Here is a 14466-nt window from a genome sequence, read left to right on the forward strand (position 1 = left end):
GACTCCGCCGGATGTGCGAAGGGCCGGGGCTCCCCGGTGTCGTGCTCCGGCGCACGCCGGACCGGGCAGTGCGAGATCAGGTCGAGGTAAATGCCGTGAAATGCCGTCAGATTCTGCTGGACCGTGAAGAGTTCGAGCGCCCGCGCACGCGCCGCCGCCCCCAGCCGCTCCCGGCGCGCGGGGTCGCGCAACAGCGCGAGGCAGGCATCGGCCAGCGCCCGGGGATTGCGCGGCGGCACCACGAGCCCCGTACCACCGATGACTTCGACCACGGCCCCGACATCCGTCGAGACCGTCGCCCGGCCGCAGAACATCGCCTCCACCAGACTCACCGGAAACCCCTCCACCACGCTGGAGAGGACGACGACCGCTCCCCCCGCGTAGGCATCGGCGAGGTCCGGGGTCTCCGGGCCGCCGATGTCGTCGAAGGACACCGGGTTGGAGCCGACGGCGTGCGCCCCGGCGGCCTCGTCCGGGAACAACTGCGCGGCCAGCGCCCGGCAGTGGGCGAGATAGGCCACACCCTCGGGGCCGTCGGCCGGCGCACCGACGATCCGCAGCACCGCGCCCGGCCGCTCCCTGCGCACATCGGCGAAGGAGTGCAGCAGCGAGATCAGATCCTTGGCCGGCTCGATGCGTCCGACCCACACCAGGGTCTCCGGATCGCCCGTGTCCGCGCCCTCCCCCACAGCGGCGAAGCGGTCGGCCTCCATGCCGGGGTAGACCGTGCGCAGTTTCGCCGGGTCGGCGCCGCACTTCTCCTGCCAGCGGCGGGCGTGCGTATTGCCGGGCGTGATCACCGCGGCCTGCCCGTACACCTCGGCCGCGAGCGCCCGGTGGAAGGCGGCGAGCAGCGCCCGTACCGGCGCGCTCCGGTCGCCGCCCGCGAGGAAGTGCGAGCGGAGCTGGACCCCGTACTCGGTGACCAGCAGCGGCACCCCGAAGAAGCGTTTGGCCAGCAGCCCCGGCAGCGCGGCCGTACCGCCCGCCGTGGCATGGCAGAGGTCGGCCGACCCCAGGCCGTCCTCGGTGTACCAGTCGAGGGAGAGCGGCCGCAGCGCGCGTTCCAGCAGATCGGCGAAGGCGAGATGGTCGGGGACCCCGGCGGCCTGCACGGTGCGGCTCGCGCCGGGCGCACGGCAGGCGGACTCCAGGGCGCGGAGGGCGGTCTCGGAGCGGAGCGCCGTCCGCAATCCGCCGCGCTCCCTCGCCAGCTCGGCCAGACCGTAGAGACCGGCCGCGAAGCCCGGCCCGCCGCCGCAGACCGCGGTCGCCAGGTCACCGAAGTGCCCGGCGAAGCGGCGCCGGTCGCGACGCCCGTACCGACGGCCCGCCACCGGCGCGGTCCACAGCGGCGCGGTGCGCACCCGGCGCACCTGGGGCGGCAGTTCCACCCGGCCCGCCGCCTCCTGCTGCGCGCTGCGGCTCAGGGCGTAGACATCGAACTCGTGCTGGTCGAGACCGCGCACCAGCCGGTCGCACCAGAGCCGCGACTCACCTGTCGCATACGGATAACCACCGTCCGTAAGCAGTCCTGTCCGCACGAGCACACCCCCGGTCTCCCTTCAGGCAGTCGCCGTCGGTGACGGCGACTCGCAGCGGGACGACCGTAAGCGGACAGAGAGGTGGCGCGATGGACGGTTGTCCATCGCGCCACCAGAAGGGGTGAACCGTCGTAACTTTCTCCCACCGGTAGCGTTCTGTGGCGCTACGGTGCCTTTCCGTTACTCGGGGTGGTGCCGGTTCAGACCACAGCCGACTCCTTACGGGCCGCGCGGCGCACCGCGGCGAGCACCGGGTCGAGCGTGGGGACGGCGGCCAGCAGCTGCTTGGTGTACGGGTCCTGCGGGGCTCCGTACACGGTGTCCGCGTCGCCCTCCTCGACGATCCGGCCCTGCCGCATCACCGCGACCCGGTCGCTGACCTGCCGCACCACGGCGAGGTCGTGGGCGACGAAGACCAGGGCGAGCCCCAGCTCCCGCTGCAACTCGGCGAGCAGGGCGGTGACTTGAGCCTGTGTCGTCACATCGAGCGCGGAGACCGCCTCGTCGCAGACGATCAGCTCCGGCTCGGCGGCGAGCGCCCGCGCGATGCCGATCCGCTGGCGCTGGCCACCGCTGAACTCGTGCGGATAGCGGTCGTACTGGGCCGCGTCGAGACCGACCCGGCCCAGCAGGTCCCGGACCCGGTCGCGGATCAGCGACTCGTCCCGGTCGCCGCGCGCCCGCAGCGGGTCCGCGACGGACTCCCCCACGGAACGCCGGGGGTTGAGCGAGGACACCGGGTCCTGGAAGACCATCTGCACCCGGGCGGCGCGGTGCAGACGACCTGATGTGGGGTCGAGGAGCCCGACGAGCATCCGCCCGAGCGTGGTCTTGCCGCTGCCGCTCTCGCCGACGATGCCGAGGGTCTCGCCCCGGTGGACGGTCAGGGACACCCCGTCGACCGCCGCGAACGCGGCCCTTCCCCGGCCGAACACCCGCCGGAGATCGACGGCTTCGACCAGCGGAGCGCCCCCGGCACCGGGGGCCGGCCGCTCCGGCAGGCCCGCGACGGCGATCCGCTCCGGAGCGCCCGTGTGCAGGGCACCCACGGGCGGAGCACCGGCAGGCCGGGCCCCCTTGAGCGGAGTCTCCGTGCGCGAGGCCGCCCCGCTTCCGGCCCTCGTACGCCCGGCCTCCGCCCGCCGGACCTCCGCCCGCCCGGTCTCCACCCTCGGCACCGCGGCGAGCAGCGCCCTGGTGTACGGCTCGCGCGGTGAGCCGAGCACGCCGGACACGGACCCCCGCTCCACCGCCCGCCCCTCCTTCATCACCAGTACCTCGTCCACCGACTCCGCCGCGACCCCCACGTCATGGGTGACCAGCAGCAGCCCCATCCCGGTCTCCTGCCGCAGCCCGTGCAGCAGATCGAGGATCTGCGCCTGCACGGTGACGTCCAGCGCGGTCGTCGGCTCGTCCGCGATCAGCAGCTGCGGCTCGCAGGCCAGCGCCATCGCGATCAGCGCCCGCTGGCGCATCCCGCCGCTGAACTCGTGCGGCCGTGCCCTGGCGCGCCGGGCGGCGTCCGGGATGCCCACCCGGTCGAGCACCTCGACCGCCCGCGCCCTCCCGGCCCTGCGGGAGGTCTTCACATGGACCCGGTACACCTCGGCGATCTGGTCGCCGATCGCGTAGTACGGGTCGAGCGAGGAGAGCGGGTCCTGGAAGACCATCGCTGCCTCACCGCCGCGCAGCCCGCGCAGCTGCGCGTCGGACGCGGCCTGCACATCCACCCCGGCCACCGTCACCGACCCGGTGACCCGCGCACCGGTCCCCCGGTGCAGCCCGAGCAGGGCGGAGGCAGACGCGCTCTTGCCCGATCCTGATTCGCCGACGACGCCGAGTGCGCCGCCCGCCTCCAGCGTGAACGACAGGCCGTCGACGGCCCGTACGGATCCGTCGAAGGTGACCGCGAGGTCCCTGACATCGACCAGGCTCATGACAGGACCACCCTCCGGTCGGCCACCGCGTACAGCACGTCCGCCGCGGCGTTGGCGAGCACCACGAAGAAGCCGGTGACCAGCACCATGCCGACCACCACCGGCAGGTCGACCACATTGACCGCGTGGACGAGTTCACGCCCGATGCCGGGGATGCCGAAGAGCGACTCGGTGAGTACGGCGCCGCCGAACATCGAGCCGAAGTCATTGGCGTTCAGCGCGATGACCGGGGCGAGCGCCCCGCGCAGCGCGTGCCGTCCGATGATGCGGCGCTCACCGACGCCGTACGCGCGGAAGGTCCGCACGTGGTCGTCGGCCAGCGTCTCCAGCATCGAGGCCCGGGTCAGCCGGGCGTACTTGGCCGACTCGATCAGGGCGAGCGAGAGCCAGGGCAGCAGCAAATTCCACGCCCACTGCTGCGGGTCGTCGGAGAACGGTACGTACTGCGGATACGGCAGCCAGCCCAGCGTCCCGCACACCACGATCATCAGCACCAGACCGATGACGAAGACGGGTGTCGCGGTACCGGCCAGGGTGATCCCGGTGAGCAGGCGCTCGGTGGGGCGGCCGCGCCGCCAGGCGGAGAGCACTCCGGTGCCGACCCCGAGGATCAGCCACATCACCATCGCGCCGAGCGTGAGCGAGGCGGTGACCGGCAGCTTGGTGAGGATCAGCTGGGTGACCTGCTGGTCGGTGCGGTACGAGAGGCCGAGGCAGGGCGCGTGGCAGTGCAGCACCGAGGTGCCGGTGGAGAAGTCCCGGCCGGCGAAGACGCCCTGGAGGAAGTGGCCGTACTGCACATACAGGGGGTCTCCGAGGTGCAGCTGCTCGCTGACCTGGTGGACCTGGACCGGTGAGCAGCGTGGTCCGCAGGTGATCTGGGCGACGTTGCCCGGTGCGACATAGAAGACCACGTAGATGATCACGGAGATCGCGAGGAGGGTGACGGCGGCGCCGACGAGGCGCCGCAGCAGGAAGCCGGCCATGTTCACGCGGCGGCCTCCTTCTCGCGCTTGCGTCCGGTGCCGATGCGCAGCCGGGACGCGGCGCGCGGGTCGAGTGCGGTCCGGACTCCGTCGCCGAGCACCGTCAGCGAGACGACGGTGAGGAAGAGCATCCCGGCGGGGAGCAGCAGATACTGCGGCGCGGCCTGGTACCAGACGTCGGCCGATGTGAGCATCTGTCCCCAGGACGGGGTGGGCGGTTTGACGCCGACGCCGAGGAAGGACAGCGCGGCCTCGGCCGAGATGTTGGAGGGGAAGAGCAGCGCGGCGTACGTGATGACGGGCGCGGCGAGCGACGGCAGCAGTTCGCGGCGGGCGATCTGCCACTGGTTCCAGCCGCTGAGCCGGGCCGCCGCGACATGGTCGAGCGACTTGAGGCTCAGTGTCGCGGCCCGGACGATCTTCGCCGTGCCGCCCCAGCCGATGAGGCCGATGACGAGTGCCACCAGCACCGGGCGCGGGAAGGTGTCGGGGACGATCGCCATCAGCGCGAGCGAGAGCACCATCAGCGGCATCGCCACGACCACGTCGGTGATCCGGCTCAGGACGTTGTCGACGAGCTTGTTGCCGAGCCCGGCGGCGACTCCGAAGGCGACCCCGAGCAGCACCTGGACGAGGGTCGCGGCGAACGCGACGGAGAGCGAGACCCGGGCCCCGTAGACCAGCCGGGCGAAGAGGTCGCGGCCGGTCTGCGGTTCGATCCCGAGCCAGTGGTCGGCGCTCATACCGCCGAGCGGCCCGACGGGTACGCCGCCGCGCGCCGAGTCGATGAGCGCCGGGTGGTAGACGTTGGGGTCCTGGCCCTCCAGCGCGGTGAGCAGGGGCGCGGCGAGCGCGACCAGGATGAGCAGGGCGACCACGACGGCCGCCACGGTGGCGGCGCGCTGTCCGCGCAGCCGCCGCCAGAACTGACGGGCCCCGGACGCGGGGGCCGTGAGCACGGCCCCCGCTCCGTCGGCCGACAAGGCTTCCGACATGGTTACTTGACCGCTACCTGTGAGATGTCGAGCACACCGGTCCAGTCGCTGATGACGACGTTCTTGATGTCCTCGCCGTAGAGCCGCTGGTAGACCGGGTGGAAGAGCGGCACGGTCAGCGCCTGCGCGCCGATCTTCTTGTCGAGCGCGCCCCAGCGGCGGGCCGCCGCGTCCAGGTCGGTGAGCTTGTTGATCGCGTCGATCTCCTTGTTGACCGAAGGGTCGTTCAGGAAACCGGAGTTGAAGTTGGCGCCGCCCTTGACGATCTGGCGGCCGTCGAAGATCGGGGCGAGGAAGGGCCCGCCGGAGGGCCAGTCGGCGCCCCAGTGGGCGAGGAAGAGGCCCGGCTCGGTCTTCGCGTTCTTGGTCTTGTCCTTGTAGTCGTTGTCCTCGAGGCCCTGGAGCTTGACGGTGATGCCCGCCTTCTTCAGGGATTCCTGCACGGCGGTGGCGATCTCCGGGCTGGTCTCGAAGTCCTTGGCGTTGGAGTGCGTCAGGGTGATGGTCAGGCCGTGGGCGTAACCGGCCTGCTTCAGGAGTGCCCTGGCCTTGGCCGCGTTGCCCGTGCTGCCGGCCGGGAAGTCGTCGTAGGGCGTGTAGCCGAAGGACTTCTGGTTGGGCAGGAAGGTGGTGGCGGGCTCGGCGAGCGCGGATCCGCCCGCCGCGTTGATCACCGATGAGCGGTCGACGGCATAGGCGACGGCCTGGCGCACCTTCGGGTTGTCGAAGGGCTTCACCTTCGGGTTGAAGGCCAGGTAGTTGGTGTAGCCGAAGTGCCCGGTGCCGACGCGCGAGGCGAGCTTCTTGTCGCCGGTGACCTTGGCCAGTTCGGCCGGGCCGAGGTTGGTGTCGGTGGTCACGGCGGCGGCGTCCGCGCCCTGGGAGCTGGCGAGCCGCTGGTTGATGACCGAGGAGTCGAGCCCGGAGCGTACGTCGATGGTGTCGGGGTACGCCTTGCGTTCGCTGTCGGTCTTCGCCGACCACTGGGTGTTGCGTGCGAGGGTGATCCGCTCGCCGTCGTTCTCGTTCTTGACGACCTTGTACGGGCCCGACGAGAGCGGGTGCTCCTCGTACTTGGTGCCGGTGTCCTTGGCCTTCGGCACCGGGGTCGTCTGGGTCTGTGTGGCCAGATAGGGGAACTCCCCCTCGGGCTTGTTGAGATGGAAGACGATGGTCCGGGCGTCGGGCGTCACGATGGAGTCGAGGCCCTTGCCCTTCTTGCCGTCGGCCCCGGCCTTGTACGGGCCCTGGTACTGGGCGCCGCCGATGAGCCAGTCGCGCAGATAGGGCGCCCCGCCGGACAGCTCGGCGGCGAAGGACCGCTCGATGCCGTACTTGATGTCGGCGGATGTGATGGGGGTGCCGTCCTCGTACCGCAGCCCCTTCTTGAGGGTGTACGTCCAGACGGTGGCGTCCTTGCTGGGTCTGCCGGTGTCGGTCGCGAGGTCGGGGACGACCTTCGTACCTGCGGCGCCGTCGGCGCGGTGGCGGGTGGTGAGCGTACGGAAGACCAGCGAGGGGACGTTGCCGCCGCCCGATGTGTAGAGGCGCGCGGGGTCGAAGTCCGTCTGCGGCTGGCTGTTGAGGACGGTGAGCTTGCCGCCCTTGCTGGGCTTGCCGTGGGCTCCGGACGTGGCGCTGCCGCTGTCCTTGGGCCCGGCGCAGGCGGCAGCGCCCAGGGCCAGAACCAGACTCGCGGCCGCCACGGACGCTGTGCGTGGGGACAGATGACGCATCGGAAAGGCACCTCTCGGTGTGCTGTACGCGGAATGTGACAGAGGTCCGCGCAGGCAGCAGCGCCGGAAGGGAGCACCGGGGAAAACGGAAATGCCGCGCCTGCGGGTGGGAGAGGCCCGGGCGCGGCAGGGAGAAACAGACGGCACACGCCGGGGCAGGCGGGTCAGCTACAGAGAATGTCGGCGACGCAGTGCCCGGTCACGCCGAACAGCACCAGCTCAAAGGCGGTGTGATCGGAGAACTCGGGGCAGCGCGGCATGCCGAGAAATATGAACGACCCGCCGACCGATGTCAACGTGGGTGGACGCCGGAACGAGACAGCCGTCTCACCCCTCGGGATAGACCCAGGGGTTGGCCCTGCATTTGATCCCGTCGATGTCCAGCGACTTGGTCTGCTGCTGCATGACCGGCGCGAGGGCGCCCGGGGTGCGGCAGCTCACATGGTTGTGGCCGAGCCGGTGGCCCACCTCGTGGTTGATCAGCATCTGCCGGTACGGATAGATCTTGCTGTCCCCGTAGGTGGGCGATCCCTGGGCCCAGCGGTAGGCATTGATCATGACGCGGTCGGTGGCCGCCGAATCGCAGGACACATTCTCTTCGAGCGTGTCGAGACCGGATTTGGCGCACCAGTTCGCGGTGGTGACGGGGCTTGCCAGCGTAATCACGAAATCCGGGTGCCCGGACGAAATACGCTCAAAGGTCTTGGCGCCGTTGTGCGCCCAACTCCGTTTGTCGTTCAGGGTCTTCTGGACCGCGTCGGCGAACAGCGCGCCGTCGAGCCCCATTCCCTTCTCGATATCCACCCGGTAGCGGTATTTGGTGCCGTGGCCGGGCGCCTTGGCCGATCCCGGCACCACGGAGAAATCACCGGACGCCTTGAGTTTCGGGGCGAGCGGATAGAGCTTGGACATTTTCTGCGTGTAGGTCAGCGGCACCGGCGCGGCCTTCGGCGTCACCCGCTTGCCGTCGCGCGATGCGGCCCCCGCACCGGTCCCCCGCTTGGCCGCGCCCGCGGCGTCGGCGTCGTGGTGGCTGCCGCCTCCGCCGACGACCTGGCCCGCGACCACGACCGCGAGGACGGTGATCACGGCAGCGGCGCCGATCCCGGCGAAGGTACGGCCCCGGCCGCCCTTGCCCGCCGCACTGCCCGTACTGCCCGTGCTGTCCGCGTCGTCCGTACCGCCCTTGCCGCCCTGACCGGCGCCGGAACCACCGGTCGCGGCGCCGCCGGTTCCGGCACTGCCGGTACCGGCGCCACCGGTATCGGCACCACCGGCGGGAGCCGCGGTTTCCGCTTCCGCGGTGTCCGAGGCGCTCAGCGTGCCCGAGCTGACGGCACAGCCGGGACCCCGGGCGGGCAGATCGGTGAAGGCATCCACGAACTCCTTGCGCGGGCCGGGCACTTGGGGCCCACGCCCGACGCCCTGCCAGGACCCGTACCGCTCGGGCCCCGGTGTACCCCCCTCGGACTGCTGGGGGTGACCGCCGCGCACCTGTGATGTCTGTGGCGCCTGTGATGTCCGTGGCGCCTGTGGTACCTGCGGCGCCGCCGCCTCGGCCGCGGTCCGCCTGCGGCGACCGGTTCCGGCCTCGGCACGTGCCTGGGTCCCGGTGTCCGCGCCGCTGCCGGCGTTATCGCCCGAGGTGTCCTCCACGCCCCGAGGCGCACCCTCCCGACGGCTGTGACGTCCCACTCCCCGGATCAGCTCCCACTGGTGTCGTTGTCGTCCCGCGACTTGTTGTCGTCCAGCAACTCCCGGAAGGCGGTCGCGACCAGCTCCGGGTACTCCATCATCGCCACATGCCCGGCATCGGGCAGCGACAGCAGCCGGGAACCGCGGAACGCGGCTGCCGCCTTGCGGGCCATACGGTACGAGACGAGCTGGTCCCTGACCCCGTACACCAGCAGCGTAGGGGCCAGCACCCGCTGTGCCTGACGCCAGAGCCCGTGCTGCCCGCCCAGTGTGTACGCATCGACGATGCCCCGTGCCGACCGGGTCATGGCATCCCAGAAATACGGCAGTTCAAGGCGGCGCCGCATCTCGTCGACCGCGTTGCGCACCCCCTCCTCGCTGACGCGCGACGGGTCGCCGTAACAGAGGCCGAGCATGCCGCGGGTGCGCATCTCGGGTGTCCAGTCCCTGGTGAGCCGCTGGAAGAGCCCGGCGACACCGGGCACCGCGAGCAGCGCGGTGGGCGCGGCCGTGCGCTGTACGCGCAGATCGGGCAGTGCCGGTGAGATCAGGGTGAGGGTGCGCACCAGATCGGGGCGGAGCGCGGCGACCCTGGTGGTGACGGCGCCGCCCAGCGAGTTCCCGAAGAGGTGGACCGGGCCGCGGCCGCTCGCGTCGAGCACCCGGATGACCGCGCGGGCGTGACCGGTGACCGAGTAGTTCCCGTCGTCGGGCGGCGGTGAGTCGCCGAAACCGGGCAGGTCGAGCGCCTCGCTCTCCACGACGTCGTCGAGAAGGGGCATCAGCGCCGACCAGTTCTGCGAGGAGCCGCCGAGCCCGTGCACGTAGAACGCGGGCGGCAGCCCGGGCCGCGCCGGGGGCCGGGAGCGCAGGGCCAGCGTCAGCCCGGGAAGCGTGACGGTCCGCAGTTCCTCTCCCTCCGCGATCCGTACGGCGCTCGCTCCGGTGGCCGGAGTGGCGGCCGCGATTCCCGGCAGCTCGGTCGAAGACATAAGGCGATGTTACGAGACGATCACGCGGGTATCCGTGTGTTCGCTGTCACAGACACATCGCGCTCCGGGGCGCGGGCTCCTACTCTCGGTAGAGAGGGAAGGGAAGCGACTATGCCGACCGAACCGAGCGACAGCACGGACCCCCGACACAGCGATGCCGGTACCGAGGACCCCGCGGTGCCCGAGAACCCCGGGGACGCCGGGGACGCCGGGGACGCGGAGGCCGATCCGGCCGACAGCGCGGAGCAGCGCAAGGACCTCACACCGCAGGAGGACGACCCGCTGACCGGCATCGATCCGGCGAAGGCCAACGAGGCGGACGCCACGGAACAGGCCCGGGTGGTCCCCGTCGACGAGGACGACTACCGCTGAAAGCGCTTCCCCAGCTGTCCGGTCCATGAAATTCTGCGTCCGCACCACACACAGCCGGGTTACCCAAAAGTACGATGGCGGGCAGCGACGCACCAGCGTGTGCTTGTTCAACTGAGCTTGTTCAATCATTGGGAGGCGGCGTGACAGCCATCGAGCAGACCGAGGCAGCGCGTCCGCGGGGTACGCGGCTGCCGCGCCGCGCACGACGGAATCAGCTGCTGGGCGCTGCCCAGGAGGTGTTCGTCGCGCAGGGCTACCACTCTGCGGCGATGGACGACATCGCCGAGCGTGCCGGTGTCAGCAAGCCCGTGCTCTACCAGCACTTCCCGGGCAAGCTCGATCTCTATCTGGCCCTGCTTGACCAGCACTGCGAGTCGCTGCTCCAGGCGGTCCGTACGGCACTGGCGTCGACCACGGACAACAAACAGCGCGTGGCGGCGACGATGGACGCCTACTTCGCGTACGTCCAGGACGAGGGCGGCGCGTTCCGCCTGGTCTTCGAGTCCGACCTGACGAACGAGCCCGCGGTGCGCGAGCGCGTGGACCGGGTGTCGCTCCAGTGCGCCGAGGCGATCTCGGACGTCATCGCCGGGGACACCGGGCTCTCCAAGGACGAGTCGATGCTGCTGGCCGTGGGCCTGGGCGGCGTCTCCCAGGTGGTGGCCAGGTACTGGCTCTCCAGCGAGTCCGGCATCCCGCGCGACACCGCGGTGCAGCTGCTCACCTCGCTGGCCTGGCGCGGCATCGCGGGCTTCCCGCTGCACGGCAGCGACCAGAGCTGACCCGGTCCTGAGCGGTGTTCGCTGCGGGCGTGCGGTGCTGACGTCCTGCCGGCCGCCCGGCCCGGCTAATGTGTGCTGCGTACGGCGCGGCTGACCGCGCACCGCACGACCGTCGGAGGGACATAGCCGTGGAGGTCAAGATCGGGGTTCAGCACGCACCCCGGGAGATCGTTCTGGAGAGCGGGCAGTCCGCCGAGGAGGTCGAGCGCTCGGTTGCCGACGCGCTGGCCGGCAAGGCGCAGCTGCTCAGCCTCACGGACGACAAGGGCCGCAAGGTCCTGGTGCCTGCCGACCGCATCGCCTACGTGGAGCTCGGCGAGCCCGCGACCCGCAGGGTCGGGTTCGGCGCGCTGTAACCGGCGCTCCGCAGGCAGCACAGCAGCAGGACGGACGACGGGGACGGCCCGGCGGTCAACACGACCGCCGGGCCGTCCCCGTGCGTGTGGTCCTGCAGTGGCAAGGATTGCGTTCCGCGGCCGCCGGGTAAGACCGGAATCAGTAAAGGATCAGTCAGCTCACAGCTGGTTCACACGATTCGCAGCGGCGCGCGGAAGGGAAGACATGCTCTGGGAAGCCTTCGCATCACTACTGCTCGGCCTGGCGCTGGCCTGGTACGCGACACGCAAGCTGCCCGCCCGCCTGCCGTCCCGGCACGTGGTCCTGGCGACCGGCCCGGTCGGCGCCCTGTTCGGCGCCTTCCTCACCCGCTCGGCACTCGGCCCCGGCCACGGCCCGGTGGTCCTGCTGGGCGCTGTGGTGATCGGCGCGGTCGTGCTCTCCCTGCTGCTGCGCCCTGTCCACCGCATCCGGCGGTCGGCCGCGGTGTAGCCCGCGCCCCGGCCGCCGCCCCCGGACTGCCGTTCTCCGGACCGTGTCGTTACGCGGCCAGGCCCAGTGCGGCCATCCGCTTGGTGTGGGCCTCGGTGATCCGGGAGAACATCCGGCCGACCTCCGCCAGGTCGAAGCCGTCCGAGACGCCGCCCACCAGCATCGTGGAGAGCGCGTCCCGGTCGGCCACCACCCGCTGGGCCTGGCTCAGCGCCTCGCCCATCAGGCGTCGCGCCCACAGGGCCAGCCGCCCGCCGACCCGGGGCTCCGCCTCGATCGCCGCGCGTACCTTCTCGACGGCGAAGTTGCCGTGGCCCGTGTCGTCGAGCACGCCGAGCACCAGCTCGCGGGTGTCGGTGTCCAGACGGGCCGCGACCTCGCGGTAGAAGTCGCTCGCGATCGAGTCGCCGACGTACGCCTTGACGAGCCCCTCCAGCCAGTCCGACGGTGCGGTCTGGCGGTGGAAGTCGTCCAGGGCCTGGGCGAAAGGCTCCATGGACGCCGTGGGCTCCACATCGATCGCGGCCAGCCGGTCGGACAACCGCTCGAAGTGGGAGAACTCGGCGGACGCCATCTTCGCCAGTGCCGCCTTGTCGGCCAGGGTCGGCGCGAGCTTGGCGTCCTCGGCGAGGCGCTCGAAGGCCGCCAGCTCGCCGTACGCGAGTGCGCCGAGCAGGTCCACGACCGCGGCGTGGTACCTCGGGTCGGCCGACGCCGTGTCCCAGTTCTGCGCGGCGATACCGGTCTGTTCCTTGGCGGTGTCAGGCGTCTGCATGGACCGCACAATAGCGCTCCGCCCGCCGGGGATGAATTGCCGAGCGCGGTCCCGGCGCGATGAGTGCCGGGCGCGCGTGGGGTGCGCGTGCGTCCCCGGTGAGAATCGGGCGGAGACCGGGCGGGGGCCCTGTGACCGGCGGGAAACGGGGGCCAGGAAAGGCCCGTGTGACACCGGCAGACCGGTGTGGCCTCGGTCTCCTCATGAATTCACCCAACGCACCTGCGCGATTTAGGGGTACAGTGGTAATGCGCTTGCCAAATGTTTTGGCATGCCATCCGAATGAGGATGCCCGGTCGGTGGCCCGATCGGCTCCACCTGACCGCCCTCACCGATTCGATGTGAGGGGCCCCCTCAGCGGCACGAGCGCTTGAGCGATGGCAGTGGTCCCGCGCCTGTACGGCACGGTACGACCCCCTTGTTCGCCTCGGTCCGCGTCTCACAGAAGAGGCAGCACCCTGACTACGTTCCGAGACCTCGGTATTCTCACCGAGACCGCCGAAGCCCTAGAAGCCGTCGGCATCACGTCCCCCTTCCCCATCCAGGAGATGACGCTCCCCGTCGCGCTCTCCGGCTCCGACGTCATCGGCCAGGCCAAGACCGGCACCGGAAAGACGCTCGGCTTCGGACTGCCGCTCCTGGAGCGCGTCACCGTCCCCGCGGACGTCGAGGCGGGCCGGGCCAGGCCCGACCAGCTGACGGACGCCCCGCAGGCGCTCGTCGTCGTCCCCACCCGCGAGCTGTGCCAGCAGGTCACCAACGACCTGCAGACCGCGGGCAAGGTCCGTAACGTCCGGGTGCTCGCCATCTACGGCGGCCGGGCCTACGAGCCGCAGGTCGAAGCCCTGAAGAAGGGCGTCGACATCATCGTCGGCACCCCCGGCCGGCTGCTCGACCTGGCGGGCCAGAAGAAGCTCAACCTGGGCCACGTCCGCGCGCTCGTCCTCGACGAGGCAGACGAGATGCTGGACCTGGGCTTCCTCCCCGACGTCGAGCGCATCATGAGCATGCTGCCGGCGAAGCGCCAGACGATGCTGTTCTCGGCGACGATGCCCGGTGCCGTCATCGGTCTGGCCCGGCGCTACATGTCGCAGCCCACGCACATCCGCGCCACCTCGCCCGACGGCGAGGGCCAGACGGTCGCGAACATCACGCAGCACATCTTCCGCGCGCACTCCATGGACAAGCCCGAGCTCGTCTCGCGCATCCTCCAGGCGGACGGCCGCGGACTGTCGATGATCTTCTGTCGTACGAAGCGGACGGCGGCCGACATCGCCGAGCAGCTCGCCACCCGCGGCTTCGCTTCGGGCGCGGTCCACGGCGACCTCGGCCAGGGCGCCCGCGAGCAGGCGCTGCGCGCCTTCCGCAACGGCAAGGTCGATGTTCTCGTCTGCACCGACGTCGCTGCCCGCGGTATCGATGTGGACGATGTGACGCATGTCATCAACTACCAGTCCCCCGAGGACGAGAAGACGTATCTGCACCGCATCGGCCGCACCGGCCGCGCGGGCAAGTCGGGTACGGCCATCACCCTGGTCGACTGGGACGACATCCCCCGCTGGAAGCTGATCAACAAGGCACTCGACCTGCCGTTCGACGAGCCGGAGGAGACCTACTCCACCTCGGCCCACCTCTACGAGCTGCTGGGGATCCCCACCGGCACGAAGGGCGTCCTGCCGCGCGCGGAGCGTACGCGTGCCGGGCTCGGCGCCGAGGCGGTCGAGGACCTGGGCGAGACCGGCGGCCGTGGCCGCAAGGCGTCCGTGCCCGCGCCCGCCGTCAAGGAGGAGCGCGCCCCGCGTACGCCCCGCCAGCGCAGGCGCA

The 14466-nt window shown here is 71.1% G+C and carries 13 protein-coding genes and 1 pseudogene; 5 read left to right on the forward strand and 9 right to left on the reverse strand.

The features are described from left to right. The 8 genes and pseudogenes from G3I19_RS26700 to G3I19_RS26730 form a co-directional block, all read right to left on the reverse strand. Window positions 1-1544 (reverse strand): DUF3492 domain-containing protein (locus tag G3I19_RS26700; protein ID WP_164266263.1); only part of this gene is annotated, 1544 nt, incomplete at its 3' end. 200 nt (window positions 1545-1744) lie between these two features. Next, window positions 1745-3481 carry an ABC transporter ATP-binding protein gene (locus G3I19_RS26705; RefSeq protein ID WP_164266264.1) on the reverse strand — a complete coding sequence of 579 codons (1737 nt, stop codon included), beginning with the start codon at window positions 3479-3481 and terminating at the stop codon, window positions 1745-1747. Next, a complete protein-coding gene (locus G3I19_RS26710) occupies window positions 3478-4467 on the reverse strand; it encodes an ABC transporter permease (RefSeq protein WP_164266274.1) in 990 nt (329 codons plus the stop codon). Before G3I19_RS26710 ends, G3I19_RS26705 begins: the two co-directional genes overlap by 4 nt. Before the next feature lie 2 nt (window positions 4468-4469). Continuing rightward, entirely contained in the window at window positions 4470-5462 is a 993-nt protein-coding gene (locus G3I19_RS26715) for an ABC transporter permease (protein ID WP_164266265.1), read from the reverse strand. Window positions 5463-5464: 2 nt separating this feature from the next. Next, entirely contained in the window at window positions 5465-7198 is a 1734-nt protein-coding gene (locus G3I19_RS26720; protein WP_164266266.1) for an ABC transporter substrate-binding protein, read from the reverse strand. A 164-nt stretch (window positions 7199-7362) separates the two neighbouring features. After that, window positions 7363-7425: pseudogene (locus G3I19_RS38360) on the reverse strand (Ms4533A family Cys-rich leader peptide); the annotation flags it as partial. 100 nt (window positions 7426-7525) lie between these two features. After that, window positions 7526-8893 (reverse strand): DUF3152 domain-containing protein, encoded by a 1368-nt coding sequence (locus G3I19_RS26725; RefSeq protein WP_164266267.1) that lies wholly within the window; start codon window positions 8891-8893, stop codon window positions 7526-7528. Window positions 8894-8901: 8 nt separating this feature from the next. Next, complete coding sequence (locus tag G3I19_RS26730; protein ID WP_164266268.1) at window positions 8902-9885, reverse strand: alpha/beta hydrolase; 984 nt, start codon at window positions 9883-9885, stop codon at window positions 8902-8904. A 111-nt stretch (window positions 9886-9996) separates the two neighbouring features. On the opposite strand from G3I19_RS26730, the gene G3I19_RS26735 reads away from it, so the two are divergent. From G3I19_RS26735 to G3I19_RS26750, 4 genes are all read left to right on the forward strand, one after another. Further along, the gene (locus G3I19_RS26735) at window positions 9997-10257 is read left to right on the forward strand and encodes a hypothetical protein (RefSeq protein ID WP_203600297.1); all 261 of its coding nucleotides are present in this window, start codon (window positions 9997-9999) and stop codon (window positions 10255-10257) included. Window positions 10258-10397: 140 nt separating this feature from the next. Further along, window positions 10398-11039, forward strand: a complete 642-nt coding sequence (locus G3I19_RS26740) for a TetR/AcrR family transcriptional regulator (protein WP_164266269.1) — start codon at window positions 10398-10400, stop codon at window positions 11037-11039. Between the two features lie 128 nt (window positions 11040-11167). Continuing rightward, the gene (locus G3I19_RS37720; RefSeq protein ID WP_266853361.1) at window positions 11168-11395 is read left to right on the forward strand and encodes a DUF3107 domain-containing protein; all 228 of its coding nucleotides are present in this window, start codon (window positions 11168-11170) and stop codon (window positions 11393-11395) included. A 205-nt stretch (window positions 11396-11600) separates the two neighbouring features. Continuing rightward, window positions 11601-11867: a hypothetical protein gene (locus G3I19_RS26750; RefSeq protein ID WP_164266271.1), complete on the forward strand. Its 267-nt coding sequence runs from the start codon at window positions 11601-11603 to the stop codon at window positions 11865-11867. A gap of 49 nt (window positions 11868-11916) precedes the next feature. On the opposite strand, the gene G3I19_RS26755 is transcribed toward G3I19_RS26750, so the two are convergent. Next, window positions 11917-12642, reverse strand: a complete 726-nt coding sequence (locus G3I19_RS26755) for a ferritin-like fold-containing protein (RefSeq protein WP_164266272.1) — start codon at window positions 12640-12642, stop codon at window positions 11917-11919. 377 nt (window positions 12643-13019) lie between these two features. Between G3I19_RS26755 and G3I19_RS26760 the strand changes: the two genes are divergently transcribed. Next, on the forward strand, window positions 13020-14466 hold a 1447-nt coding region (locus tag G3I19_RS26760; protein WP_164266273.1), incomplete at its 3' end, for a DEAD/DEAH box helicase.

Source organism: Streptomyces sp. SID10853, assembly GCF_010548145.1.
GTDB lineage: Bacteria > Actinomycetota > Actinomycetes > Streptomycetales > Streptomycetaceae > Streptomyces.

Excerpts from the sequence above, each read along its gene's own strand:
- G3I19_RS26705 (WP_164266264.1), bottom strand. The coding sequence starts at position 3,481 with ATGAGCCTGGTCGATGTCAGGGACCTCGCGGTCACCTTCGACGGATCC.
- G3I19_RS26710 (WP_164266274.1), bottom strand. The coding sequence starts at position 4,467 with ATGGCCGGCTTCCTGCTGCGGCGCCTCGTCGGCGCCGCCGTCACCCTC.
- G3I19_RS26715 (WP_164266265.1), bottom strand. The coding sequence starts at position 5,462 with ATGTCGGAAGCCTTGTCGGCCGACGGAGCGGGGGCCGTGCTCACGGCC.
- G3I19_RS26720 (WP_164266266.1), bottom strand. The coding sequence starts at position 7,198 with ATGCGTCATCTGTCCCCACGCACAGCGTCCGTGGCGGCCGCGAGTCTG.
- G3I19_RS26730 (WP_164266268.1), bottom strand. The coding sequence starts at position 9,885 with ATGTCTTCGACCGAGCTGCCGGGAATCGCGGCCGCCACTCCGGCCACC.
- G3I19_RS26735 (WP_203600297.1), top strand. The coding sequence starts at position 9,997 with ATGCCGACCGAACCGAGCGACAGCACGGACCCCCGACACAGCGATGCC.
- G3I19_RS26750 (WP_164266271.1), top strand. The coding sequence starts at position 11,601 with ATGCTCTGGGAAGCCTTCGCATCACTACTGCTCGGCCTGGCGCTGGCC.
- G3I19_RS26755 (WP_164266272.1), bottom strand. The coding sequence starts at position 12,642 with ATGCAGACGCCTGACACCGCCAAGGAACAGACCGGTATCGCCGCGCAG.